Raw genomic sequence first — 24884 nt, 5'->3', positions numbered from 1 at the left:
CGTGGCTTAGTTAACCCAGACGCGGGCGTTGCGGAACATACGCATCCACGGCGCGTCTTCGTTCCAGTCTTCCGAGCGCCAGGAGTTCTGCACGGCACGGAATACCCGCTCAGGGTGCGGCATCATGATGGTGACGCGACCGTCGCGGCTGGTCAGCCCGGTGATCCCGCGCGGCGAGCCGTTCGGGTTGGCCGGGTAGGTCTGGGTGACCTTGCCGTTGTTGTCGACGAAACGCATAGCCACGCAACCCGACAGGTCGGCTTGCAGCAAGGCTTCCTCGCTTTCGAACTCGGCATGGCCTTCGCCGTGGGCGATAGCAATCGGCATACGCGAACCGGCCATGCCCTGCAGGAAGATCGAGTTCGACTCCTGGACCTGGACCATCGCCACCCGCGCTTCGAACTGCTCGGAGCGGTTACGGACGAAGTGCGGCCAGAATTCGCTGCCCGGAATCAGCTCGTGCAGGTTGGACATCATCTGGCAACCGTTGCACACGCCCAGGGTGAAACTGTCGGTGCGCTCGAAGAAGCCCTGGAAGGCATCGCGGGCACGGGCGTTGAACAGTGCCGACTTGGCCCAGCCTTCACCGGCGCCGAGTACGTCACCGTAGGAGAAGCCGCCGCAGGCAACCAGGCCCTTGAACTCGTTCAGGTCAACGCGGCCGGCGAGGATATCGCTCATGTGCACGTCGATGGCGTTGAAACCGGCACGGTCGAACGCCGCGGCCATTTCCACCTGGCCGTTGACGCCCTGCTCACGCAGCACGGCGACCTGTGGGCGAATGCCCTTCTTGATGTACGGCGCGGCGATGTCCTGGTTCACATCGAAGCTGGTCTTGTAGCTCAGGCCCGGATTGCCCTCGTCGAGCAGGACATCGAACTCCTGGTCGGCGCATTCGGCGTTGTCCCGCAGGCGCTGGATGCGATAGCTGGTTTCCGCCCACTGGCGCTGCAACAGGCGACGCTCGCCGGTGAAGACCGTCTCGCCGTCGAAGGTGATGCTGACTTCGCCGTTGTTCAACGGCTGGCCGATCACCGACACGCAGTCGCCCAGGCCGGCGGCGCTGAACTGCGCCAGCACGTCCGGGGTGGAGTCCTGGCGAACCTGGATCACCGCACCGAGTTCTTCGTTGAACAGGATGGCCGCGAGGTCGGCGGAGGTTTCCGCCAGGCCGTCGAGGTTCAGGTGCAGGCCGCAGTGACCGGCAAAGGCCATTTCCAGCACGGAGGTCAGCAGGCCGCCGTCGGAACGGTCGTGGTAAGCCAGCAGATGACCGTCGGCGTTGAGGCCCTGGATCACCGCGAAGAAGGCCTTCAGGTCTTCGGCGTCGTCGACGTCTGGAGCCTGCTTGCCGAGCTTGCCGTAGACCTGGGCGAGGATCGAGGCCCCCATGCGGTTCTGGCCACGGCCGAGGTCGACCAGGATCAGGTCGGTGGTGCCCTTGTCCATGCGCAGTTGCGGGGTCAGGGTCTGGCGGATATCGGTGACCGGGGCGAAACCGGTCACGATCAGCGACAGCGGCGAGGTCACGCTCTTGTCGGTGCCTTCGTCGTTCCAGCGGGTGGCCATGGACATGGAGTCCTTGCCCACCGGAATGGTCAGGCCCAGTTCAGGGCAGAGTTCCATGCCGACCGCCTTGACGGTGTCGTACAGACGGGCGTCTTCACCCGGATGACCGGCAGCCGACATCCAGTTGGCCGACAGCTTGATATCGGACAGCTTGCCGATCCGCGAAGCGGCGATGTTGGTCAGGGTTTCGCCGATCGCCATGCGCCCGGAAGCCGGGGCGTTCAGCAGGGCCAGCGGCGTACGCTCGCCCATGGCCATGGCTTCACCGGTGTAGACGTCGAAGCTGGTGGCGGTCACGGCGACGTCTGCCACCGGGACCTGCCACGGGCCGACCATCTGGTCGCGGGAGACCAGGCCGGTAATGGTGCGGTCGCCGATGGTGATCAGGAAGCTCTTGCTCGCCACGGCCGGATGATGCATAACACGCTCGACGCACTCGGCCAGGGCCAGGGTGCTCGGATCGAAATCGTCGCCCAGTTCGGTTTCGCGAACCGCCGAACGGTGCATGCGCGGGGCCTTGCCCAGCAGCACTTCCAGGGGCATGTCCACCGGGCTGTTGCCGAAGTGGCTGTCGGTGACGGTCAGTTGCGGCTCGGCAGTGGCCTCGCCGACCACGGCGAACGGGCAACGCTCACGCTCGCAGATGGCCTTGAAGCGTTCGAAATCCGCAGCGCCGACCGCCAGGACATAACGTTCCTGGGATTCGTTCGACCAGATTTCGTGCGGGGCCATTCCCGGCTCGTCATTGGGGATATTGCGCAGTTCGAAACGACCGCCGCGGTCGCCGTCGTTGACCAGTTCCGGGAAGGCGTTGGACAGACCGCCGGCACCCACGTCGTGGATAAAGCTGATGGGGTTCTTGTCGCCCAGTTGCCAGCAACGGTCGATGACCTCCTGGCAACGGCGCTCCATTTCCGGGTTTTCGCGCTGTACCGAAGCGAAATCCAGGTCCGCCGAGCTGGTGCCGGTGGCCATGGAAGAAGCCGCGCCGCCCCCCAGGCCGATCAGCATCGCCGGGCCGCCGAGGACGATCAGCTTGGAGCCGACGACGATTTCGCCTTTCTGTACGTGCTCGGCGCGGATGTTGCCCATACCGCCGGCCAGCATGATCGGCTTGTGGTAACCGCGCACTTCGTCGCCACGCGGGGTGGTGATGGATTGCTCGAAGGTACGGAAGTAGCCGGTCAGGGCCGGACGACCGAATTCGTTGTTGAACGCGGCGCCACCCAGTGGACCTTCGATCATGATGTCCAGCGCGGTGACGATGCGCTCAGGCTTGCCGTACGGTACTTCCCACGGCTGTTCGAAGCCCGGGATCTGCAGGTTGGACACGGTGAAACCGGTGAGGCCGGCTTTCGGCTTGGCGCCACGACCGGTAGCACCCTCGTCGCGGATCTCGCCGCCGGAACCGGTGGCTGCGCCCGGGAAAGGGGCAATCGCGGTCGGGTGGTTGTGGGTCTCGACCTTCATCAGGATGTGCACCGGCTCCTGCACCGCGCCGTACTGGCGGGTTTCAGGGTCCGGGAAGAAACGGCCGGCCACGTTACCGACGATCACCGAGGCGTTGTCCTTGTAAGCCGACAGAACGCCTTCGCTGTGCATCTGGTAGGTGTTCTTGATCATGCCGAACAGGCTTTTTTCCTGGCTCTGGCCGTCGATATCCCAACTGGCGTTGAAGATCTTGTGCCGGCAATGCTCGGAGTTGGCCTGGGCGAACATCATCAGTTCGATGTCGTGGGGGTTGCGCTTGAGGCCGTTGAACGCATCGACCAGGTAGTCGATCTCGTCTTCCGCCAGGGCCAGGCCCAGCTCGACGTTGGCTTTTTCCAGCGCGGCGCGACCGCCGCCCAGCAGATCGATGGCCGTCAGCGGCTTGGGCGCGGCATGGCTGAACAGACCGGCGGCCTCTTCCAGCTTGCCCAGCACGATCTGGGTCATGCGGTCATGCAGGACCGCGGCGATCAGCTCGGCTTCGGCTTCGCTGAACTGGCCGGCCACGTAGAAGGCAATACCGCGCTCCAGGCGCTGGACGTTCCCCAGGCCGCAGTTGCGGGCAATGTCGCTGGCCTTGCTCGACCAGGGCGAAATGGTGCCGAAACGCGGCAACACCAGAAACAGACGACCGGTCGGCTCCTGGACCGGCACGCTCGGGCCGTATTTCAGCAGGCGGGCCAGCACTTGCTGTTCGTCGCCAGTCAGCACGCCAGTCACTTCGGCGAAATGGGCGAACTCGGCATACAAACCACTGACAGCTGGAACTTTTTGGCTCAGTTGTTCAAGCAGTTTGCTGTGGCGAAAGGCGGAAAGGGCAGGAGCGCCGCGCAGGATCAACATCTTCGGGACAGCCTCGGGAAGGGGTGTGCTTTGAGGCCGTGCATTCTAGCCTAAACCGCCCGCGACGGCACCCGAAACGGCACGCTTGCCTCACAGCACATGCCCCTCGAGGTCTAATAACCCATTCCTACAGATCATTAGCATTATTCATCGCCACTATTTTATAAAGTTCATACGCTCTCAAAAGCCCATTCCTACAGCCTCCAGCCATTCCCGGGGATCGCTAGCAGACCGGCGCGATTCTGTCGAGATATGGCGGCCGGGGTCCTTTGCGTATACTGCGCAGATGTTCTCCCCAACTGCTTTCCGCCCGCGCTGTGCCAGGTGGCTCATCGCAACCGGACTCTTCCTGATGCTCGGCGCCTGTGTTGATAAACCCAGCACACTCGAGCGCGTAAAGGAGGACGGCGTACTGCGGGTGATTACCCGCAACAGTCCGGCCACCTATTTCCAGGATCGCAACGGCGAAACCGGCTTCGAGTACGAGCTGGTCAAGCGCTTTGCCGATGACCTGGGGGTCAAGCTCGAGATCGAAACCGCGGACAACCTCGACGATCTGTTCAATCAGCTGGGCAAACCCAACGGTCCGGTGCTGGCGGCCGCCGGCCTGGTGAGCAGCGACCAGCGCAAGCTGCAGGCGCGCTTTTCCCACCCGTACCTGGAAGTCACCCCGCAGATCGTCTATCGCAATGGCCAGTCCCGCCCCACCACACCGGCCGACCTGGTGGGCAAACGCATCACGGTGCTCAAGGGCAGCAGCCATGCCGAACAACTCGCCGAGCTGAAAAAGCAGAATCCTGCGATTGAATACGAAGAGTCCGACGCGGTTGAAGTGGTCGACCTGCTGCGCATGGTCGACGAAGGTCAGATCGACCTGACCCTGGTGGATTCCAACGAAGTGGCGATGAACCAGGTTTACTTCCCCAACGTGCGGGTCGCGTTTGACCTCGGCGATGCCCGCAGCCAGCGCTGGGCGGTGGCCCCTGGCGAAGACAACAGCCTGCTCAACGAGATCAACGCCTACCTCGACAAAGTGCAGCAGAACGGCACCCTGCAACACCTGAAAGATCGCTATTACGGGCATGTCGATGTACTGGGTTACGTCGGCGCCTATACCTTTGCCCAGCACCTGCAGCAGCGGCTGCCCAAGTACGAGAAACATTTCCGCGCGTCGGCCAAGGAAGAAAAAGTCGACTGGCGGTTGTTGGCGGCCATCGGTTATCAGGAATCGCTGTGGCAGCCGGGTGTCACCTCCAAGACCGGCGTGCGCGGCCTGATGATGCTGACCCAGAGCACGGCCCAGGCCATGGGCGTGTCCAATCGTCTGGATGCGCGACAGAGCATCAGCGGCGGGGCCAAGTACCTGGTGTATATGAAGGATCAGTTGGACGAGCAGATCGAAGAGCCGGACCGCACCTGGTTTGCCCTGGCGGCGTATAACGTCGGCAGCGGTCATCTGGACGATGCGCGCAAGCTCGCCGAGAAGGAAGGCCTGAACCCGAACAAGTGGCTGGACGTGAAGAAGATGCTGCCGCGCCTGGCGCAGAAGCAGTGGTACAGCAAGACCCGCTACGGTTATGCGCGGGGCGGCGAGCCGGTGCATTTCGTCGCCAACATCCGCCGTTACTACGACATCCTGACCTGGGTAACCCAGCCGCAGCTGGAAGGCAGCCAGGTGGTGGACAGCAACCTGCATGTGCCGGGCGTGGACAAGACCAAGCCGACCGAGCAGCCGTCACAGCTCTAGCCAGCTGCCAGCCTGTGCTATTTGTAGCGCGCTCACGGGCCTCTTCGCGGGCAAGCTCCGCTCCCACAGTTTGACCGCGTCCCCCCTGTGGGAGCGGAGCTTGCCCGCGAAGAGGCCGGAACAGGCGCAACAAAACTCCAGGTTGCGCCGCGATATGAAGTGCCCAGCCCTCAAGCCTTGGGCGCAGCCGCCAGAATCAGCTCTTTCATCTCCACCACCGCGGCCTTGAATCCGACGAACAGCGCGTGCGCCACCAGCGCATGGCCGATGTTCAGCTCATTGATCCCCGGAATCGCCGCCACCGCCTCGACGTTGTGGTAATGCAGGCCATGCCCGGCATTGACGATCAGGCCCTGGGCCACGCCAAACGCCACGCCGTCGGCAATCCGCTTCAGCTCTTCGGCAACTTCGGCCGGCGTATGGGCATCGGCATAACGTCCTGTGTGCAACTCGATGGCCGGTGCCCCGACACGCTTGGCCGCGGCAATCTGAAGCTCGTCGGCATCGATGAACAGCGATACTTCGCTGCCGATCTTGCCCAGGCGCTCCACCGCCGCCCTGATCCGCTCCTCCTGCCCCGCCACGTCCAGGCCACCTTCGGTGGTCAGCTCCTGACGGGTTTCCGGCACGAGGCAAATATGTGCCGGCCGAATGCGCTCGGCAAACGCAATCATCTCTTCGGTCACGCCCATCTCGAAGTTCATCCGCGTCTGCAACACATCCTTGAGCAGCAGCACATCGCGCTCCTGGATATGCCGGCGGTCTTCACGCAGGTGCACGGTGATGCCGTCGGCGCCCGCCTCTTCGGCATCCAGCGCAGCCTTGACCGGATCGGGATAACGCGTGCCCCGGGCCTGGCGCAGGGTGGCGACGTGGTCGATGTTCACGCCGAGAAGGATACGAGTGCTGGTGCTCACGGAAAGACTCCTGAAGAGTGGAAGATTCGGTGCACAGCATACACGTCAGCCGCAGGTTTATGGCCAAGGCGCTCAGGGCTTGCGAAACAACTCGCGACTGACCAGCGGCTTGCCGCCCAGGTGCACTGCCAGAGCCTGGCGCATCAGGCGCTTGGCCGCCGACAAGGCGCCCACCGCCGTCCAATCGGCCTCGGCCATGGCCAGCAATTCGGTGCCCTGGAACAGGCCCGGTTGCAACAGGTAGACCCGCTCCAGGCCGGCATCGACCTGCAGGCGGTACAAGCCGTCCGCGGCCAGCGGTTCGCCGTGAATATCCTGGTCCAGGGAAAAACCATAGCCGAGGTCGTCCAGCAGCCGCCATTCAAAGGAGCGCAACAGCGGTTCGAGGGGTCGGCCTTCGGCCAGGGCGAGCAAGGTCGCGGCGTAGTGATCGAAGACCGCGGGGTGCGGGTCTTCGGCGGGAAGCAGGCGGATCAACAGCTCGTTGAGGTAGAGACCGCTGAACAGCGCCTCGCCAACCAGCCAGGTGGCGACACCGGCGCTTTCCATCCGGCCGACGTTCTTCAGTTCGCCGCGACCGCGAAATTCCACTTCGAGGGGCACGAAGGGCCGCGCCAGGGTCCCGGCCTTGCCCCGCGCACTGCGCAGCACGGCACGCAGCCGACCTTGCGGGGTGATGAAGTCCACCAACGCGCTGTTTTCGCGATAGGCACGGGAGTGCAGGACGTAGGCCGGTTGGCCGGGAGGCGGGTTAGCGGACATGAAGCCGAGACTCAAAAGAGGAATTTACCGAAACCCTGTAGGAGCAGGGATCGCGTTCCGCCAGGGAGCGCTCGAACAGCCCGGTTACAGGTCGCCGTAACCCAACGAACGCAGTGCACGCTCGTCATCGGACCAACCGCCCTTCACCTTGACCCACAGGTTGAGCATGATCTTCGAATCGAACAGCAGCTCCATATCCTTGCGCGCCTCGGTGCCGATGCGCTTGATGCGCTCGCCCTTGTCGCCAATGATGATCTTCTTCTGGCCGTCACGTTCGACGAGGATCAGCGCATGGATATGCAGGGTCTTGCCCTGCTGCTTGAATTCTTCGATTTCCACGGTGATCTGGTAAGGCAGCTCGGCGCCCATCTGCCGCATGATTTTCTCACGCACCAGCTCCGCCGCCAGGAATCGGCTGCTGCGGTCGGTGATCTGGTCTTCCGGGAAAAAGTGCTCGTTTTCCGGCAGGTGCGTAGCGATCAGGCTTTCCAGGTGCTCGAGGTTGTGTCCGTGCTGCGCCGAGATCGGCACGATCTGCGCCTTGGGCAACTGTTCCTGCAACCAGGTCAGGTGCGGCATCAGCTCGGCCTTGTCTTCGATCCGGTCGGTCTTGTTCAAGGCCACGATCACCGGGCCTTCGACGTACTGGATGCGTTCCAGGACCATCTGGTCCTCGTCGGTCCAGCGGGTCCGGTCAACCACGAAGATCACCACGTCGACGTCTTTCAACGCCGCCGAAGCGGTCTTGTTCATGTAGCGGTTCAGGGCCTTTTCGCCGCCCTTGTGCATACCGGGGGTATCCACGTAGACCGCCTGCACGGTGCCTTCGGTCTTGATCCCGAGCATGTTGTGACGAGTGGTCTGGGGCTTGCGCGAGGTGATCGCCAGTTTCTGCCCGAGGATATGGTTCAGCAGCGTGGACTTGCCCACGTTCGGCCGGCCGACGATGGCGACGTAGCCGCAGCGTGTTGCCGTTGAATCAGTCATTACCATTCTCCACGCCCAGGGCAATCAGTGCCGATGCCGCCGCTACCTGTTCGGCAATACGACGGCTCACGCCCTGTCCTCGGCTTTTTTCATTCAATAGGGTGATCTCGCACTCGACGAAGAACGTCCGGCAATGCGGTTCACCCTGGATATCCACCACTTCGTAACGCGGCAGGTCGCAGGCCCGGGACTGGAGAAACTCCTGCAGCCGGGTCTTGGGGTCCTTGTTGGTGTCCACCAGCGTCAGGCTGTCGAACTCCGAGGTCAGCCAGGCCAACACCCGGTCCCGTGCCGCTTCCATGCCGGCATCCAGGTAAATGGCGCCGATCAGGGCCTCCAGGGCGTCGGCGAGAATCGACTCACGGCGGAAACCACCGCTTTTCAATTCGCCGGAACCCAGGCGCAGGTACTCGCCCAACTCGAAACCACGAGCCAGTACCGCCAGTGTTTCACCTTTCACCAGGCGCGCGCGCAAACGCGACAACTGGCCTTCGCGAGCCTGGGGGAAACGCTCGAACAACGCCTCGCCGGCCACGAAATTGAGAATGGCATCACCGAGGAATTCCAGGCGCTCGTTGTTGCGCCCGGCAAAACTGCGGTGAGTCAGGGCCAGGAGCATCAGCTCCTGATCCTTGAAGGTATAGCCGAGCTGGCGCTCGAGACGACTTAAAGACACGCTCACGGTTTGGCCACGCTGAATTCGTGGTCGAACTTGACCACCAGATCGATGTTCTGAATCAGCGGATCGCGCTGCTCATATTTCAAGTGCGCGAGGAACTTGTTGTTCTCCAACGTCACGCTTAACACCTTGTTCAAATCCAAATCCTGAATACTGTTGACCTGCATGCCGCGGGTAACGTGGGTATAGAAGTCGTTGACGGTGGTGATATCCGCCGCTTTGTCGGTTTCCACCGACATGATGATTCTCTTCATCGACATATAGTCGAGGTAATGCGGGACCACCTTCAGCGCCACACTGGCGGCAAAGGCCACCAACGCCAGGGTCAGCAACCAGCCAAAAAACGACAGGCCTTTTTGCGAGCGAGCAGAAGTCATCTTCATGGTACTGCGGCACCTGAAAAAGCACTCGGCGCTGTGTTCACAGCGCCGGGTTTGGTTACTTGATCAGACCGACCCGGGAAAAATTCGGGAAGTGGCTGAGTTTCGGTTCGGGCCAGCTCATCCAGACCGCGAAGGCCTTGCCGACGATGTTCTCGTCGGGAACCATGCCCAGCAGCTCCTTGGGAATATTCGGATCATCCCAGTAGCGGCTGTCGTTGGAGTTGTCGCGGTTGTCGCCCATCATGAAGTAGTGGCCCGCGGGGACCGTCCACTCGTGATCAGGCGGCGCGCGGTAGCGCCCCATCTCCTTGCGGATCAGGTGCTCGGCAGCGCCCAGTTGCTCCTTGTAGAGCTCGGCACTGCCCAACATGCCCGGCTCGGCGCCGACCAGCTGTTCAGCCACCGGCTGGCCGTTGACGAACAGCTTCTTGTCACTGGTGTAACGCACCACGTCGCCCGGCAGGCCGACTACACGCTTGATGTAGTTGACGTTGGGGTCGCTCGGGTAGCGGAACACCATCACATCGCCGCGCTGCGGATCACCGACCTGGATGACCTTCTGGTCGATCACCGGCAAGCGAATCCCGTAGGAAAACTTGTTCACCAGGATGAAGTCGCCGACATCCAGGGTCGGCTTCATCGAGCCGGATGGAATCTGGAACGGTTCCACCAGGAACGAACGCAGCACCAGCACGATGAACAACACCGGGAAGAAGGACTTGCCGTATTCAACCAGCAAAGGCTCCTTGTTCAGCTTTTCGACCACGTCGCCATCGGGCTGCGCCACGCTGCCCTGATAGGCAGCGATGGCGGAACGCCGACGAGGCGCCAGAAAGATCAGATCGAACAACGCCAACACACCACAGACGGCGACGGCGATGACCAGCAACAGCGGGAAATTTAGTGACATAGGACCTAACTATCCAACCTGAGCACTGCAAGGAAGGCTTCCTGTGGAATTTCCACGTTACCCACTTGCTTCATGCGTTTCTTACCGGCCTTTTGCTTTTCCAACAGCTTGCGCTTACGGCTGACGTCGCCGCCATAGCACTTGGCCAGTACGTTCTTTCTGAGGGCCTTGACGGTTGTCCGCGCCACGATCTGCCCGCCAATGGCGGCCTGGATGGCAACGTCGAACATCTGACGAGGAATCAGTTCTTTCATCTTCTCGGTCAACGCACGACCTTTGTAATGCGCGTTATCACGATGCACGATCAGCGCCAGGGCGTCGACCTTTTCACCGTTGATCAGTACATCCAGCTTGACCAGGTTGGCCGACTGGTAACGATCAAAATGGTAGTCCAGCGAAGCATAGCCGCGACTGGTGGATTTGAGACGGTCAAAGAAGTCCAGGACCACTTCGTTCATCGGCAAATCGTAGGTCACTTGCACCTGGGAACCGAGGAACAGCATGTCGTGCTGGATGCCACGCTTCTCGATACACAGGGTAATGACGTTGCCCAGGTGCTCCTGCGGTACAAGGATATTGGCCCGCACGATCGGTTCGCGCATATCCTCGATGGCCGACAGGTCCGGCAGCTTGGACGGGTTGTCGACGTAGATGGTTTCGCCGTTCTTGAGCAGCAGCTCGAAGATTACCGTCGGCGCGGTGGTGATCAGGTCCAGGTCGTACTCGCGCTCAAGGCGCTCCTGGATGATCTCCATGTGCAGCATGCCGAGGAACCCGCAACGGAAGCCGAAGCCCAGGGCGTCGGAGCTTTCCGGGGTGTACTGCAGCGAGGAGTCGTTCAGCGTGAGCTTTTGCAGGGCTTCGCGGAAGTCTTCGAAATCGTCGGAGCTGACCGGGAACAGACCGGCGTAGACCTGCGGCTGGATGCGTTTGAAGCCCGGCAGCACGTCGACGTCAGGGGTGGTGCTCAGGGTCAGGGTGTCACCCACCGGCGCACCGTGGATGTCCTTGATACCGGCGATGATAAAGCCCACTTCACCGGCCTTCAGGTCGACGGTGGCGGTGTGTTTCGGGTTGAACACACCGACGCTGTCCACCAGGTGCATCTTGCCGGTGGACTTGACCAGGATCTTGTCGCCCTTGCGCACACGGCCGTGGCGCACGCGCACCAGGGACACGACGCCCAGGTAGTTGTCGAACCAGGAGTCGATGATCAACGCTTGCAGCGGATCTTCGATATTGCCGGTCGGCGCGGGGATGGTGGTCACCAGGCGCTCGAGCACTTCGTCGACACCCAGGCCGGTCTTGGCGCTGCAGGTGACGGCGTCGGTGGCGTCGATACCGATGATTTTCTCGATTTCTTCCTTCACCCGGTCCGGATCGGCCTGGGGCAGGTCGATCTTGTTCAGCACCGGCATGACTTCCAGGCCCTGCTCGATGGCGGTGTAGCAGTTGGCAACGGACTGGGCTTCGACGCCCTGGCCGGCATCCACCACCAGCAACGCACCTTCACAGGCCGCCAGGGAACGGCTGACTTCATAGGTGAAGTCGACGTGGCCGGGGGTGTCGATGAAGTTCAACTGATAGGTGATGCCGTCGCGAGCCTTGTAGTACAGGGTAACGCTATGGGCCTTGATGGTGATCCCGCGCTCGCGCTCGAGGTCCATGGAATCCAGCACCTGCGCTTCCATCTCGCGCTCGGCAAGGCCGCCGCACATCTGGATGAAGCGATCGGCCAGAGTCGACTTGCCATGGTCAATGTGGGCGATGATGGAGAAATTGCGGATATGACTCAAATCACTCACGGATCAACACTCAAAAAGGTTGCAGGCAGACTGCCCGCCGAAAAATAGCCGGGAATTGTACCTGATGCGCGACCAAGGCGTCACGTGAACAGGCCGGGCGGCACGGACAAAAAAGCCCCGGTCACGGGACAGGGGCTTTTTCCAGGATCATTTACCGCTCAATCGCTTCATCATCCGGCCCGACGCAACAGCCAGACACCGGCCACCGCGCAGATCGCCGCCGGCACCACCACCGCCAGCAGCGGCGGGAAACCGAAGACCAGGCTCGAAGGCCCGAGCAGGTCCTGAGCGATGCGGAAGGTGAAGCCCACCAGCACGCCGGTGAACACCCGTTGCCCCAGGGTAACCGAACGCAGCGGGCCGAAGATGAAGGAAATCGCCATCAATACCAGCGCCGCGGTCACCAGCGGTTGCAGGACCTTGACCCAGAACGCCAGCCAGTAACGACCGTTCGCCAGGCCCTGGTCCGCCAGGTAGTGGATATAGCTCCACAGGCCGCTGATCGACAGGGCCTCGGGCACCATCACCACGGTACTCAGCAGGTTCGGGCTCAAGGCCACGTCCCAGCCCTCTTCCGGCACATTGATCACTTCGGTGCGACCGTCACGGAAATAGGTGGTGGTCACGTCCGTCAGCGTCCAGAGGTCCTTGTCGAAGTGAGCCTTCTTGGCAAAACTCGATGAGAGCATGTGGCGCTCACTGTCGAAGTGATAGCGGGTCACACCGTAAAGCAGGCCATTGGGCTGCACGGCGTTGATATGGATGAACTCGTCACCCTGGCGATGCCAGAGGCCGTTGCGCGAGCTCTGCGCGTCGCCCGAACCCTGGGCCAGGGCCTTGGCCGCCTGGGCCTTGCTCTCGGTGGCCGGGGCGACATACTCGCCGACCAGTACGCCGATCAGCATCAATAACAGCATCGGCTTCATCACCGCCCAGACGATACGCCCGACCGAGACGCCCGCCGCGCGCATGATGGTCAATTCGCTGTTGCTGGCCAGGCTGCCGAGGCCGATCAGGCAACCGATCAGGCCGGCCATCGGCAACATGTCATAGACCCGGCGCGGCGCCGTGAGCACCACGAAGCTCAGCACATCGCCCAGGGTGTAGGTATCGGAGATGCTGCCCATCTCGTCGATAAAGGCAAACAGCGAGGCCAGCCCGAGGATGATCCCCAGTACGGCAAGGATCGCCATGAACACACTGCTGCCAATGTAGCGATCGAGCTTAACCACGAGCCATCTCCTTCACAGTGCGACGACTCGCCAGTTTCAAACGCAGGGGTTCCCAATACAGCAGCGCCAGGCCGATGGCCAGGAACAGGCCATGCACCCACCACATGCCCAGCAGCGGGGACAAGTTGCCTTTCTCCAGCGCGCCACGGGCGGAAATCAGCATGGTCAGGTAGGCCATATAAAGGAGGATCGCCGGCAGCAGCTTGAGGAAACGGCCCTGGCGCGGATTGACCCGCGACAGCGGCACGGCCATCAACGTCACGATAAACACCAGCAGAGGCAGCGAAAGCCGCCATTGCAATTCGGCGACCGCCTTCAGATCCGGGTTGCCGAGCAGGGTCGAGGTCATCATCGCATCGCGGTCGGTGACTTCTTCGCTGATCTCGGGTTTGGGCAGCATGACGCCGTAGGTCTCGTACTTGATCGCCCGGTAATCGGCCATGCCTGGACTGCCGTCATAGCGATAGCCGTTTTCCAGGATCAGGTAGCGATTGCCGTCCTTGCGCACTTCCTGGCGGCCTTTTTCGGCCACCAGCACGGAAATGCCGCGGTCCTTCTTGTTCACGCCGAAGCGTTTTTCCGAAATGAACACACCGCCCAGGTTCGCCCGGTCATCGGAGAGTTGCTCGGTATAGGTCACCCGCGAGCCATCGTTGAGCTCCTGGAAACGGCCGGGCACCAGGGTGTCGAACTCGGTCATGGCGTCCTGCTGGTTGAGCAGCAGCTGAAATTGCAGGGCCCCCTTGGGCGCCAGGCTCAGGCTGATCCAGGCAACCAGCAGGGCCACCAGCAACGCCGGCGCCATGGTCATGCCGAGCAGGCGCTGCTGGCTCATGCCGGTGGCGGACAGCACGGTCATTTCGCTTTCGAGATAGAGCCGTCCGTAGGCCAGCAGAATGCCGAGGAACAAGCCCAGGGGCAGGATCAGCTGGAGGAAACCGGGCAGGCGAAAGCCCATGATCAGGAACAGCGAGCCCGGGTCCAGTTGACCCGAGGCGGCCTGGGCGAGGAACTTGACGAAGCGTCCGCTCATGGTGATGACCAGCAATACGGCGCTGACCGCACTCAAGGTGATCAAGACTTCGCGGGACAGATAACGAAAAACAATCAAACCAGACACTCCAGGGTTGTCAGGCTAAGGTGGCCGAACAAGCAAACATAGGCACCGACAGAGGGCTCGCCGCGGCGGGCCGCCTAAAAAGAGGCGCATTATCCTGTGATTGCTCCCGGCTGTCACTGCGCACTTGTCCGCAGTGCCGACAGAGCCGTAACGGATCGGTATTGGGACTTGCCCCCGGCCAGCGCCGGGGTTCAAACTGCGGCCTTTGCCGAAAGCCACGCCATTGCGTCGCTTCGCCCCGGTGCAGAGCTGTCTCTGCGCCCTTTGACCTTAATATTCAGGGACCCGGACATGGAACTGGTTGTAAAAAGCGTCAGCCCAGAAACGTTGAAAACCGCCACCCTGGTACTCGCCGTCGGCGAAGGCCGCACACTCGGCGCGGTCGCCAGCAAAGTCGATGAACTCAGCGGCGGCGCCCTCAGCGCCATCCTCAAGCGCGGCGACCTGGCCGGCAAGGTCGGCCAGACCCTGCTGCTGCAAAGCCTGCCCAACCTCAAGGCCGAACGCGTGCTGCTGGTGGGCGTGGGCAAGGACGCCGAACTCGGCGACCGTCCGTTCCGCAAAGCCGTGGCCTCGATCCTCGCCACCCTCAAGGGCCTGGGCGGCAGCGACGCCGTGCTCGCCCTCGACGAAGTCGTGGTCAAGGGCCGCGACAGCTACGGCAAGACCCGCCTGCTGGCCGAAAGCCTGCTGGACGGTGAATACAGCTTCGACCAGTTCAAGAGCCAGAAAGCCGAACCCCGCGCCCTGAAGAAAATCACCCTGGTGACCATCAAGGCCGCGCAAGCCGAAGTCGAACGTGCCGTCAGCCACGCCCGCGCCATCGCCGGCGGCATGGCCTTCACCCGCGACCTGGGCAACCTGCCACCGAACATCTGCCACCCGAGCTACCTCGCCGAGCAGGCAAAGAACCTTGGCAAGGCCAACAAAGGCCTGAAGGTCGAGATCCTTGACGAGAAAAAGATCAAGGAACTGGGCATGGGCTCGTTCTACGCCGTGGGCCAGGGCAGCGACCAGCCACCACGCCTGATCGTCATGCAATACAACGGCGGCAAGAAATCCGAGAAGCCATTTGCCCTGGTCGGCAAGGGCATCACCTTCGACACCGGCGGCATCAGCCTCAAGCCGGGCCTGGGCATGGATGAAATGAAGTACGACATGGGCGGTGCCGCCAGCGTGTTCGGCACCCTGCACGCCGTGCTTGCCCTGCAACTGCCGATCAACCTGGTGTGCATCCTGGCCTGTGCCGAGAACATGCCGAGCGGCGGTGCGACCCGTCCGGGCGACATTGTCACCACCCTCAGCGGCCAGACCGTGGAAATCCTCAACACCGACGCCGAAGGCCGCCTGGTGCTGTGCGATGCCCTGACCTACGCCGAACGCTTCAAGCCCCAGGCGGTGATCGATATCGCCACCCTGACCGGCGCCTGCGTGGTCGCCCTCGGCGCCCACACCTCTGGCCTGCTGGGCAACAACGACGAACTGATCGAGCAACTGCTCAGCGCCGGCCGTCAAGCCGATGACCGCGCCTGGCAATTGCCGCTGTTCGATGAGTACCAGGAACAGCTGGACAGCCCGTTCGCCGACATCGCCAACATCGGCGGGCCGAAAGCCGGGACCATCACCGCGGCGTGCTTCCTGTCGCGCTTCGCCAAACAGTTCAACTGGGCCCACCTGGACATCGCCGGCACCGCCTGGACCAGCGGCGGCAAGGACAAGGGCGCCACCGGCCGTCCGGTGCCCCTGCTGACCCAGTACCTGCTGGACCGCGCCAAGGCCTGAACCTGAGCCTGCCGGGCGGCGTCGGTCAATGACGTCGCCCGGAATCCGGAACCCCCTATGACCCAAGTCGACTTCTATATCCTTCCCAGCGCGGATCCTTCGGCACGCCTGGACTTTGCCTGCAAGCTGACCGAAAAGGCCTGGCGCCTGGGACACAAGGTCTACCTGCATTGCAGCGACAGCGCCCAGCGCGATGACCTGGATGCCCGCCTGTGGCAGTTCAAGGGCGAGAGTTTCGTGCCCCATGGCCCAGCGGAAAGCGAGCCGGAAGGCACCGTGGTGCTGGGGCTGGGCGAAGACCCCGGCCCCCATCAGGACCTGCTGGTGAACCTTGATATGAAGGTGCCGCCCTTTGCTTCGCGCTTTGCCCGCGTGGCGGAAGTGGTGGTGGAAGACCCGGCAATCCGTCAAGCGGCGCGGGAGAGTTTCCGCTTCTACCGCGAACAGGGCTATCCTCTGCAAGATCACCGTCTACAGCGACTTTGAGCACCCCGATGGACACTCCAAAACAAACGCAAAAAGCCGCGCCCCTGCTGGACGAGCTTGAATCGATCCGCAAGCTGTTGGGCGATGACACCCTGCAACCGCCGCTGCTGACCGAAACAGTCGCCAGCGAAGGGCAGATCCCCCTGCTGTTCGACATGGTGGGTAATAAAACCAAGGTCGAGGTTCAGCCCGAGGTTGTCGCCGCGCCTGTGGCCGAGCCGAAACCGGCACCGGTAGTCGTCGCAGCGGACCCCGCCAAACAGAAGAACCAGGACGCCTTGCTGCACCTGGACAGCGAACTGCGCGCCGCCGCGCAATTGATCATGCAGGACGTGATCGACGACTTCGCCCCACATATCGAAACCGAGATCAAGCGCCGCCTGGACGCCCGTATGGAACGCCTGCTCAGCCAGTATCCTTCCTGACCTGCACGCACTCCGTGTAGAAGCAGGGCCTGCCCGCTGGCGCCAGCGGGCATTTTTGTGCCATCAGCGCTCACCTCGCTCTACGCCCCGCGCCATATCCCCGTTATACTTGCCGGCTTTCCTGAATTAATGCCTAAGGGTCCCGCCGCGCATGGATAAGACCTACCAGCCGCACGCCATTGAAACTTCCTGGTACCAGACTTGGGAGTCCGAGAATTACTTCGCCCCGCAAGGCACCGGCGACGCCTACACCATCATGATCCCGCCGCCGAACGTCACCGGCAGCCTGCACATGGGCCACGGTTTCAATAACGCGATCATGGACGCCCTGATCCGTTTCCGTCGCATGCAGGGTCGCAACACGCTGTGGCAGCCGGGCACCGACCACGCCGGGATCGCCACGCAAATGCTGGTGGAGCGTCAGCTCGAAGCCCAAGGGCAGAATCGTCACGACCTGGGCCGCGAGAAATTCCTGGAAAAGGTCTGGGAATGGAAGGATCAGTCCGGCGGCAATATCAGCCGGCAGATCCGGCGCCTGGGCTCGTCCGTGGACTGGAGCCGCGAGCGCTTCACCATGGACGACGGCCTCTCGGAAGCGGTGAAGGAAGCTTTTGTGCGCCTGCACGAAGATGGCCTGATCTATCGCGGCAAGCGCCTGGTCAACTGGGACACCAAGCTGCACACGGCGATCTCCGACCTCGAAGTGGAAAACCACGACGAGAAAGGCTCCCTCTGGAACCTGCGTTATCCACTGGCTGACGGCGCCAAGACTACCGACGGCCTGGATTACCTGATCGTCGCCACCACCCGCCCGGAAACCATGCTCGGCGACTCGGCCGTGGCGGTCAACCCGGAAGACGAGCGCTACAAGGCCCTGATCGGCAAATTTATCGAGCTGCCCCTGGTCGGCCGCCGTATCCCGATCATCGCCGACGATTATTGCGACCCTGAATTCGGCACCGGCTGCGTGAAAATCACCCCGGCCCACGATTTCAACGACTATGAAGTCGGCAAGCGCCACAACCTGCCACTGCTGAATATCTTCGACAAGAACGCCGCCGTCCTGCCAGCCTGCCAGGTGTTCAACCTCGACGGCACGCTGAACGACAGCATCGACGGCAAGATCCCGGCCGAATACGCCGGCCTCGACCGTTTCGAAGCGCGCAAGCAGATCGTTGCCGCCTTCGACGCCGCCGGCCTGCTGGTCAGCGTTGACGACCACGGCCTGAAAGTGCCGAAGGGCGACCGCTCCGGGACCATCATCGAGCCGTGGCTGACCGACCAGTGGTACGTGTCGACCAAGCCCCTGGCCGAGCCGGCCATTGCCGCCGTGGAAGACGGCCGCATCGCCTTCGTGCCCAAGCAATACGAAAACATGTACTTCTCCTGGATGCGCGATATCCAGGACTGGTGCATCAGCCGCCAGCTGTGGTGGGGCCACCGGATTCCGGCCTGGTACGACGAGTCGGGCAAGGTCTATGTCGGTCGCGACGAAGCCGAAGTACGGGCCAAGCACAACCTCGGCCCGGACGTTGCGCTGCAACAGGACAACGACGTTCTCGACACCTGGTTCAGTTCGGGCCTGTGGACCTTCTCCACCCTCGGCTGGCCGGAGCAGACCGACTTCCTCAAGACCTTCCACCCCACCGACGTGCTGGTGACCGGTTTCGACATCATTTTCTTCTGGGTCGCCCGGATGATCATGCTGACCATGCACCTGGTGAAGAACGAGGACGGTACCCCGCAGGTACCGTTCAAGACCGTCTACGTCCATGGCCTGGTGCGTGATGGCCAGGGCCAGAAGATGTCCAAGTCCAAGGGCAACGTCCTCGACCCGCTGGATATCATCGACGGCATCGAACTCGAAGACCTGGTGCAGAAACGCACCACCGGCCTGATGCAGCCCAAGCTGCAGAAAGCCATCGAGAAGCAGACCCGCGCCGAATTCGCCGAAGGCATCGCCAGCTACGGCACCGACGCCCTGCGCTTCACCTTCTGCTCGCTGGCCTCCACCGGTCGTGACATCAAGTTCGACATGGGCCGCGTCGAAGGCTATCGCAACTTCTGCAACAAGATCTGGAACGCCGCGCGCTACGTGCTCGACAAGGGCGAAGACTGCGGCCAGAACGGCGAAGCCTTCGAGCTGTCCCTGGCCGATCGCTGGATCATCTCGCAGTTGCAGCGCACCGAAGCCGAAGTGACCCGCCAGCTCGACCAGTTCCGTTTCGACCTGGCCGCCCAGGCCTTGTACGAGTTCATCTGGAACCAGTATTGCGACTGGTACCTGGAACTGTCCAAGCCGGTGCTGTGGGACGAGAACGCGCCGGTCGAACGCCAGCGCGGCACCCGTCGCACCCTGGTGCGCGTGCTGGAAGTGGCGCTGCGCCTGGCGCATCCGTTCATGCCGTTCATCACCGAGGAAATCTGGCAGCGCCTGGCGCCGCTGGTCGGGGCTGAAGGCAAGACCATCATGCTGCAACCGTGGCCGGTGGCCAACGAAGCACGCATCGACGAGGCGGCCGAAAGCGATATCGAATGGCTCAAGACCCTCATGCTCGGCACGCGCAACATCCGCGCCGAGATGAACATCGGTCCGGGCAAGCCGCTGGCCGTGTTCGTGAAGAACGCCAGTAGCGAGGACCAGCGTCGCCTCACCGAGAACGACGCACTGCTCAAGAAGCTGGCGAAGCTGGAGTCGATCACTGTATTGGCCGCAGGCGCCGAAGCACCGCTGTCCGCTACTGCTCTGGTGGGCGAGATGGAAGTGCTGGTGCCGATGGCCGGGCTGATCGACAAGGGCGCCGAACTGGCGCGCCTGGACAAGGAAATCCAGCGTCTGCAAGGTGAAGTGCAGCGGGTCGGCGGCAAGCTGTCGAATGCCGCGTTCGTCGACAAGGCTCCGGCCGAAGTCATCGAGAAAGAACGCGCCAAGCTGGCCGAGGCCGAACAGGCCCTGGGCAAGCTGGCCGAGCAACATGCGCGGATCGCCAGCCTGTAAGCGTGACGATTGACTGAAAAAGGGAGGCCCTCGGGCCTCCCTTTTTCATACCCGCCGCATACTTCCAAACACCACAAACCTGTAGGAGCAGGGCTTGCCCGCGAAGCTTTTAGCGGTCTCACGGGCCTCTTCGCTGGCAAGCCATGCTCCTACAAGGACTGCGTTCACCTCAATGCCCTGCGCGTCAGCCCCGATGAATATGGGACAATGTCCGCCATTCCAAGCCCTGCCCGAATCGACCCAGCCCATGACCGCCCCGAGCAAACCCAAAGCCCCACGCAAGAAGCCCAAGCCCGCCACCCCGGCCAAGGCCGTCGAGCCACGGGAAAAAGCCAGCCTGCACCCGCGTAACCGCCATCAGGGCCGCTACGACTTCCCGCAGCTGATCAAGAGCAGCCCCGAACTGGGCCAGTTCGTGGTCCTCAACCCTTATGGCAAGGAAAGCATCGACTTCGCCGACCCTGCCGCCGTGCGCGTGTTCAACCGTGCCCTGCTCAAGTCCTTCTACGGCATCGCCCACTGGGACATCCCGGCGGACTTCCTCTGCCCGCCGGTACCGGGTCGTGCCGACTATGTGCACTTCCTCGCCGACCTGTTGGGCGAAAACAACGAGGGCAATATCCCTCGTGGAGCGGCCATACGCGTGCTGGATATCGGCGTCGGCGCCAACTGCATCTACCCACTGATCGGCCACAGCGACTACCGCTGGCGGTTTCTCGGTTCAGACATCGACAAGACCGCGCTGGCCGCGGCCAAGGCCATCGTCCAGTCCAACGGCCTGAACAAGGCCATCAGCCTGCGCCTGCAAGCCAATCCGAAGCACATCCTCAGCGGTCTGCTGGAAAGCACCGAACATTTTGACCTGACCATGTGCAACCCGCCGTTTCACGCCTCCCTGGACGAAGCCCAAAACGGCAGCCGGCGCAAATGGCGCGCCCTGGGCAAGGCCGATCCCAAGCGCAAACTGCCCGTGCTGAACTTCGGCGGCCAGGCGTCGGAATTGTGGTGTGAAGGGGGCGAAGCACGCTTCGTGAGCCAACTGATCAGCGAAAGCCCGTCGTTGTCGAAGCAAGTGCTGTGGTTCAGCACACTGGTCTCGAAAGCCTCGAACCTGCCGGCCATCGAAGCGGCCCTGAAGAAGGCCGGCGCCCTGGAGAGCAAGGTCGTGGAGATGTCCCAGGGCCAGAAGCAGAGTCGTTTTGTCGCCTGGACGTTCCACGACAAGGCCCAGCAACAGGCCTGGGCGCAACAGCATTGGAGCGCGGCGCAGATAGCCCAGGGATGACAGGCCGTTCATTCAGCACACTGGACGAATTACCCGTGGCACTGATCGGCCAGGTCGGCCTCACACCCGGACCGGAGTAGCCGGGCGGCATAACCTACAGGCGAAAAAAAACCGTGCCCGGATCGCTCCGAGGCACGGTTTCAATGCATCTTACTTGTTTACAGCGTCGGTCAGAACCTTGGCCACAACCAGTTTGATCACTTTCTTGGCAGGGATTTCGATGGCAGCGCCAGTCGACGGGTTACGGCCGGTACGGGCAGGACGCTCGGTCACTTTCAGTTTGCCAACGCCTGGCAGAGTGATTTCGCCGCCGTTTTCCAATTGATCAGCAACGATCTGGGCCAGTTGGTCCAGAGCGGCACGCGCGGTGGTTTTCGGCGCGTCGATAGCTTCGGCGATATCGGCGATCAGTTGGTCTTTGGTAATAGCCATTGAGATGTTCCTTCCCTATCAAATTCATTTGGATTGCAGAGTGCAGTGTCAGCCATCGAGCCAGCCTTGTGCCCCCCCGCTAGTAACCACGACGGATCGCAGATGTAGATAGCAGAATTGGGGTTTGGTTCGACGTGACACCTGCTGAATGCACGCTTTGCGCCGTTACCGAGCGCAAGACCGGGCAAAACTAGCACAGAGACGGGGAAATATCCGCCTCTACCTAGCCATTTGGTCAGCTTTTGCGCTCGTTTTCGAAAAAAAAGCTGTCTGAAACCGCTCAAACCGCCCGAACGACCGTGCAAAGGCGGATTCAACCCGTGGGTGCGGTACACTGGGCGCTTTTCCGGGGAACCCGTCTTCCCCCTGACAAATCAGCCGAGATACCTATGCCGATCCGTCATTGCATCGTCCACCTGATCGACAAAAAACCCGACGGCAGCCCTGCGGTCCTGCATGCCCGTGACTCCGAACTGGCCGAATCCCAGGCCATCGAGCACATGCTTGCCGACCTCAACGAAAGCTACAACGCCAAGCAGGGCAAAGCCTGGGGGTTTTTCCATGCCGAGTCCGGCGCGCATCCGTTCAGCGGCTGGCTGAAGGAGTACCTGGACGGCGGCAAGGACTTCACCGCCTTCAGCCGGATTGCCGTCGAACATCTGCAAAAGCTGATGGAGGAGTCCAACCTCTCGGTGGGCGGCCATGTGCTGTTCGCGCACTACCAGCAAGGCATGACCGACTACCTGGCGATCGCCCTGCTGCACCACAGTGAAGGCGTGGCGGTGAACGCCGAGCTGGACGTGACCCCGTCGCGCCACCTGGACCTGGGCCAGTTGCATCTGGCGGCGCGGATCAACGTCTCCGAGTGGCAGAACAACAAGCAGTCCAAACAGTACATATCCTTTATCAAAGGCAAGAACGGGAAAAAGGTTTCGGAGTATTTCCGCGACTTTATCGGCTGCCAGGAAGGCGTCGACGGCCCGGGCGAGACCCGCACCCTGCTCAAGGCCTTCAGCGACTTCGTCGAAAGCGAAGACCTGCCCGAGGAGGACGCTCGGGAAAAAACCAAGACCCTGGTGGATTACGCCAGCAGCCAGGCCAAAATGGGCGAGCCGATGGGCCTGGAAGAGCTTTCCGGGCTGATTGACGAGGACCGTCCACGGGCGTTCTACGAACATATCCGCAACAAGGACTACGGCCTGTCGCCGGAGATCCCGGCCGACAAACGCACCCTGAACCAGTTCCGCCGCTTCACCGGTCGCGCCGAAGGCCTGTCCATCAGCTTCGAGGCGCACTTGCTGGGCTCGAAGATCGAGTATGACGAAGAGGCCGGGACCCTGATCATCAAGGGGCTGCCGACTCAACTGACCGACCAGCTCAAGCGACGCAAGGACTGAGCCGTGCTCACAGGCATGCTGAAGAAGGTCCTGCTGATCCTGCTGGTGGTGGTGGTCTATCAGAACTGGGGCAAGATCGAGCGGGTGTTCAACCCGGGGCAGATGGTCTCGGAACAGACCCGGGCCAAGGCCCGGGTGGTGCTCTACGCCACCGACTGGTGCGGCTACTGCAAGCAGACCCGGCGTTTCCTCGACCAGAAAGGCATTCCCTACCAGGAATTCGATATCGAGAAAAACGCCGAGGCCCGCAAGGCCTACCAGGCCCTGGGCGGCGGCGGGATTCCAATGCTGGACGTAAATGGCACCTTGATCCGTGGGTATGAGCCAGAGGCTATTCTGGCCGCGCTTCGATCCTGAAGCCGAGCCGTGGGAAGTGCACATGCACCCGCCCACCGCGCTCATCTTCACGGCTCACGATCAACTCTTCGCGACCGGCAAACACCAACTCGCCCGCTACCGGATCAACGCCATAGTCGGTCGCCGCGACGATTACCGACTGACCGGAGACAAAACCGTTCGGGTCAGTGAACGCCTCATCTGGCAGCGCGGCCGGCGTCGACTCGCGTGCCACCTGCAAGGCCTCCTCCGCCGTCATCTCACTCGGAGCACCATGCCCGAACGCCATGACCCGGGCGAACCAGACGGCCACCGCCGGATAGGCATCCACCAGCGGCGCGGTCACCGGCGTCGCCTTGAGGAACCACAGCGGATGGGCCATGGCGATATCGGCAATCGATGGCTCACCGAACAGGAAGTCGCCCTCCTCGTGCTGCAGTTGCTGCTCCAGCCGCGCCATGAATACCGGCCACTGGTGCTTGGCGATTTCCAACGGAACCTTCGAGGCCGAGCCGCCGCTGAACAGGCCGGCGCGGTCGATCATGAAGCCCTTGATCTGCTCCGGGGACAAGCGGGCAAAGCGCACCGCCACCGACTCGGGCTGGAATACCAGACTGACCGCATGACTGAACACCACTGAGTCGGCCCAGGCGGCAAAGGTCGCCGCGACCAGTTCCCGGCCCTCGGGGAACAGTCGCGGGGTGGCCTTTTCCTGCTCCAGGCGGCGAGCGATCAAGGCAGTGTCACAGTAGATATCGGCACCGATCTGCAACACCGGGGTTTTCCGGTAGCCACCGGTCAGCGCGGTCAGGTCGGGTTTTGGCATGACCGGCGAGATATGTACCGAGCGCCAGGACAGGCCCTTGAAGCCCAGCAGCAAGCGGGCCTTTTCGGCAAAGGGAGAGGTCGGGTAGTGATGAAGAATCAACTCAGACATGCTGGAGTCCGCCGGGCAAATAAGAACCCGAAGCTTAGCCTGCAAATCGTGAGCAGCCTACCCAGCCAGCCTGATGCCCTCTCATCAACGGTATCAATTGCCAGGGAGTCGAAAGGCAGCGTGGCAGGGTAAGCTGGCAGTTTGACCGGAATGGAGGCCGAAGTGACCGCCTATTTTCCAGCGCTGGCCATTGGCGGTCAGACGTACGATTTTACTCACCTTGAGCCATTCACCTTCACGATTTCAAGCCAGTTGGCCAAACGTGATTTGCGCGTGCATGTAACCTTCTCCAATCACTGTTTTACCCAGGGATACGACGCAGTAACGCATCCGGCTGGAGAGCCGATCATTCCTGACGGTA

20 protein-coding genes and 1 pseudogene are annotated in these 24884 nt (G+C 62.1%); 9 read left to right on the top strand and 12 right to left on the bottom strand.

Annotated elements, in window-relative coordinates; translation table 11 throughout:
- Positions 1 to 6: 6 nt before the first annotated feature.
- Positions 7 to 3903, bottom strand: a complete 3897-nt coding sequence (gene purL / locus M5C56_RS23610) for a phosphoribosylformylglycinamidine synthase (RefSeq protein ID WP_103497028.1) — start codon at positions 3901 to 3903, stop codon at positions 7 to 9.
- 286 nt (positions 3904 to 4189) lie between these two features.
- On the opposite strand from purL, the gene mltF reads away from it, so the two are divergent.
- Complete coding sequence (gene mltF / locus M5C56_RS23605; protein WP_103497029.1) at positions 4190 to 5650, top strand: membrane-bound lytic murein transglycosylase MltF; 1461 nt, start codon at positions 4190 to 4192, stop codon at positions 5648 to 5650.
- A 170-nt stretch (positions 5651 to 5820) separates the two neighbouring features.
- Here the strand turns inward: mltF and pdxJ are convergent, their stop codons facing one another.
- From pdxJ to lptF, 9 genes are all read right to left on the bottom strand, one after another.
- Positions 5821 to 6567: a pyridoxine 5'-phosphate synthase gene (gene pdxJ / locus M5C56_RS23600; protein ID WP_103497030.1), complete on the bottom strand. Its 747-nt coding sequence runs from the start codon at positions 6565 to 6567 to the stop codon at positions 5821 to 5823.
- A gap of 72 nt (positions 6568 to 6639) precedes the next feature.
- The gene (gene recO, locus M5C56_RS23595; protein WP_103497031.1) at positions 6640 to 7329 is read right to left on the bottom strand and encodes a DNA repair protein RecO; all 690 of its coding nucleotides are present in this window, start codon (positions 7327 to 7329) and stop codon (positions 6640 to 6642) included.
- Positions 7330 to 7413: 84 nt separating this feature from the next.
- The gene (era, locus tag M5C56_RS23590; RefSeq protein ID WP_103497032.1) at positions 7414 to 8316 is read right to left on the bottom strand and encodes a GTPase Era; all 903 of its coding nucleotides are present in this window, start codon (positions 8314 to 8316) and stop codon (positions 7414 to 7416) included.
- Complete coding sequence (gene rnc / locus M5C56_RS23585) at positions 8309 to 8998, bottom strand: ribonuclease III (protein WP_103497033.1); 690 nt, start codon at positions 8996 to 8998, stop codon at positions 8309 to 8311. The genes era and rnc overlap by 8 nt, the downstream gene beginning before the upstream one ends.
- Positions 8995 to 9372, bottom strand: a complete 378-nt coding sequence (locus tag M5C56_RS23580; protein ID WP_103497046.1) for a DUF4845 domain-containing protein — start codon at positions 9370 to 9372, stop codon at positions 8995 to 8997. The genes rnc and M5C56_RS23580 overlap by 4 nt, the downstream gene beginning before the upstream one ends.
- Before the next feature lie 61 nt (positions 9373 to 9433).
- Complete coding sequence (gene lepB, locus M5C56_RS23575) at positions 9434 to 10288, bottom strand: signal peptidase I (RefSeq protein ID WP_103497034.1); 855 nt, start codon at positions 10286 to 10288, stop codon at positions 9434 to 9436.
- Between the two features lie 5 nt (positions 10289 to 10293).
- Positions 10294 to 12093: a translation elongation factor 4 gene (gene lepA, locus M5C56_RS23570; RefSeq protein WP_100941839.1), complete on the bottom strand. Its 1800-nt coding sequence runs from the start codon at positions 12091 to 12093 to the stop codon at positions 10294 to 10296.
- A gap of 170 nt (positions 12094 to 12263) precedes the next feature.
- The gene (gene lptG / locus M5C56_RS23565; RefSeq protein ID WP_103497035.1) at positions 12264 to 13325 is read right to left on the bottom strand and encodes an LPS export ABC transporter permease LptG; all 1062 of its coding nucleotides are present in this window, start codon (positions 13323 to 13325) and stop codon (positions 12264 to 12266) included.
- On the bottom strand, positions 13318 to 14436 hold the full coding sequence (gene lptF, locus M5C56_RS23560; protein WP_103497036.1) for an LPS export ABC transporter permease LptF: 1119 nt from the start codon (positions 14434 to 14436) through the stop codon (positions 13318 to 13320). Before lptF ends, lptG begins: the two co-directional genes overlap by 8 nt.
- 300 nt (positions 14437 to 14736) lie before the next feature.
- On the opposite strand from lptF, the gene M5C56_RS23555 reads away from it, so the two are divergent.
- The 5 genes from M5C56_RS23555 (at position 14737) to rlmF (ending at position 21421) form a co-directional block, all read left to right on the top strand.
- Complete coding sequence (locus M5C56_RS23555; protein WP_103497037.1) at positions 14737 to 16227, top strand: leucyl aminopeptidase; 1491 nt, start codon at positions 14737 to 14739, stop codon at positions 16225 to 16227.
- Positions 16228 to 16284: 57 nt separating this feature from the next.
- Entirely contained in the window at positions 16285 to 16713 is a 429-nt protein-coding gene (locus M5C56_RS23550; protein WP_103497038.1) for a DNA polymerase III subunit chi, read from the top strand.
- A gap of 8 nt (positions 16714 to 16721) precedes the next feature.
- Positions 16722 to 17138 carry a DNA polymerase III subunit chi gene (locus tag M5C56_RS23545; protein ID WP_103497039.1) on the top strand — a complete coding sequence of 139 codons (417 nt, stop codon included), beginning with the start codon at positions 16722 to 16724 and terminating at the stop codon, positions 17136 to 17138.
- Between the two features lie 151 nt (positions 17139 to 17289).
- Positions 17290 to 20136: a valine--tRNA ligase gene (locus M5C56_RS23540; RefSeq protein WP_103497040.1), complete on the top strand. Its 2847-nt coding sequence runs from the start codon at positions 17290 to 17292 to the stop codon at positions 20134 to 20136.
- Between the two features lie 247 nt (positions 20137 to 20383).
- Complete coding sequence (gene rlmF / locus M5C56_RS23535) at positions 20384 to 21421, top strand: 23S rRNA (adenine(1618)-N(6))-methyltransferase RlmF (RefSeq protein WP_103497042.1); 1038 nt, start codon at positions 20384 to 20386, stop codon at positions 21419 to 21421.
- 150 nt (positions 21422 to 21571) lie between these two features.
- Here rlmF and M5C56_RS23530 read toward each other — a convergent pair whose 3' ends face one another.
- Positions 21572 to 21853, bottom strand: a complete 282-nt coding sequence (locus M5C56_RS23530; protein ID WP_040064476.1) for an HU family DNA-binding protein — start codon at positions 21851 to 21853, stop codon at positions 21572 to 21574.
- Between the two features lie 389 nt (positions 21854 to 22242).
- Between M5C56_RS23530 and yejK the strand changes: the two genes are divergently transcribed.
- Complete coding sequence (yejK, locus tag M5C56_RS23525) at positions 22243 to 23250, top strand: nucleoid-associated protein YejK (RefSeq protein ID WP_103497043.1); 1008 nt, start codon at positions 22243 to 22245, stop codon at positions 23248 to 23250.
- Positions 23251 to 23253: 3 nt separating this feature from the next.
- Entirely contained in the window at positions 23254 to 23607 is a 354-nt protein-coding gene (locus M5C56_RS23520) for a glutaredoxin family protein (protein ID WP_103497044.1), read from the top strand.
- Here M5C56_RS23520 and M5C56_RS23515 read toward each other — a convergent pair.
- Positions 23582 to 24523, bottom strand: a complete 942-nt coding sequence (locus M5C56_RS23515; protein ID WP_103497045.1) for a glutathione S-transferase family protein — start codon at positions 24521 to 24523, stop codon at positions 23582 to 23584. The two genes, M5C56_RS23520 and M5C56_RS23515, sit on opposite strands and share 26 nt — an antisense overlap.
- Before the next feature lie 150 nt (positions 24524 to 24673).
- Between M5C56_RS23515 and M5C56_RS23510 the strand changes: the two are divergent.
- Positions 24674 to 24884, top strand: a pseudogene (locus tag M5C56_RS23510) (hypothetical protein); the annotation flags it as partial.

This window comes from Pseudomonas sp. MWU13-2862 (genome assembly GCF_023242495.1).
GTDB lineage: Bacteria > Pseudomonadota > Gammaproteobacteria > Pseudomonadales > Pseudomonadaceae > Aquipseudomonas > Aquipseudomonas gingeri_D.
The sequence above is the reverse complement of the archived record's forward strand: the minus strand, read 5'-3'. Positions and strand labels throughout refer to the sequence as shown.

What these genes read in the sequence shown, in the direction of transcription:
- purL (WP_103497028.1), bottom strand. Translation starts at nt 3,903, where the DNA reads ATGTTGATCCTGCGCGGCGCTCCTGCCCTTTCCGCCTTTCGCCACAGC.
- mltF (WP_103497029.1), top strand. Translation starts at nt 4,190, where the DNA reads ATGTTCTCCCCAACTGCTTTCCGCCCGCGCTGTGCCAGGTGGCTCATC.
- recO (WP_103497031.1), bottom strand. Translation starts at nt 7,329, where the DNA reads ATGTCCGCTAACCCGCCTCCCGGCCAACCGGCCTACGTCCTGCACTCC.
- era (WP_103497032.1), bottom strand. Translation starts at nt 8,316, where the DNA reads ATGACTGATTCAACGGCAACACGCTGCGGCTACGTCGCCATCGTCGGC.
- M5C56_RS23580 (WP_103497046.1), bottom strand. Translation starts at nt 9,372, where the DNA reads ATGACTTCTGCTCGCTCGCAAAAAGGCCTGTCGTTTTTTGGCTGGTTG.
- lepB (WP_103497034.1), bottom strand. Translation starts at nt 10,288, where the DNA reads ATGTCACTAAATTTCCCGCTGTTGCTGGTCATCGCCGTCGCCGTCTGT.
- M5C56_RS23555 (WP_103497037.1), top strand. Translation starts at nt 14,737, where the DNA reads ATGGAACTGGTTGTAAAAAGCGTCAGCCCAGAAACGTTGAAAACCGCC.
- M5C56_RS23550 (WP_103497038.1), top strand. Translation starts at nt 16,285, where the DNA reads ATGACCCAAGTCGACTTCTATATCCTTCCCAGCGCGGATCCTTCGGCA.
- M5C56_RS23545 (WP_103497039.1), top strand. Translation starts at nt 16,722, where the DNA reads ATGGACACTCCAAAACAAACGCAAAAAGCCGCGCCCCTGCTGGACGAG.
- M5C56_RS23540 (WP_103497040.1), top strand. Translation starts at nt 17,290, where the DNA reads ATGGATAAGACCTACCAGCCGCACGCCATTGAAACTTCCTGGTACCAG.
- rlmF (WP_103497042.1), top strand. Translation starts at nt 20,384, where the DNA reads ATGACCGCCCCGAGCAAACCCAAAGCCCCACGCAAGAAGCCCAAGCCC.
- M5C56_RS23530 (WP_040064476.1), bottom strand. Translation starts at nt 21,853, where the DNA reads ATGGCTATTACCAAAGACCAACTGATCGCCGATATCGCCGAAGCTATC.
- yejK (WP_103497043.1), top strand. Translation starts at nt 22,243, where the DNA reads ATGCCGATCCGTCATTGCATCGTCCACCTGATCGACAAAAAACCCGAC.
- M5C56_RS23515 (WP_103497045.1), bottom strand. Translation starts at nt 24,523, where the DNA reads ATGTCTGAGTTGATTCTTCATCACTACCCGACCTCTCCCTTTGCCGAA.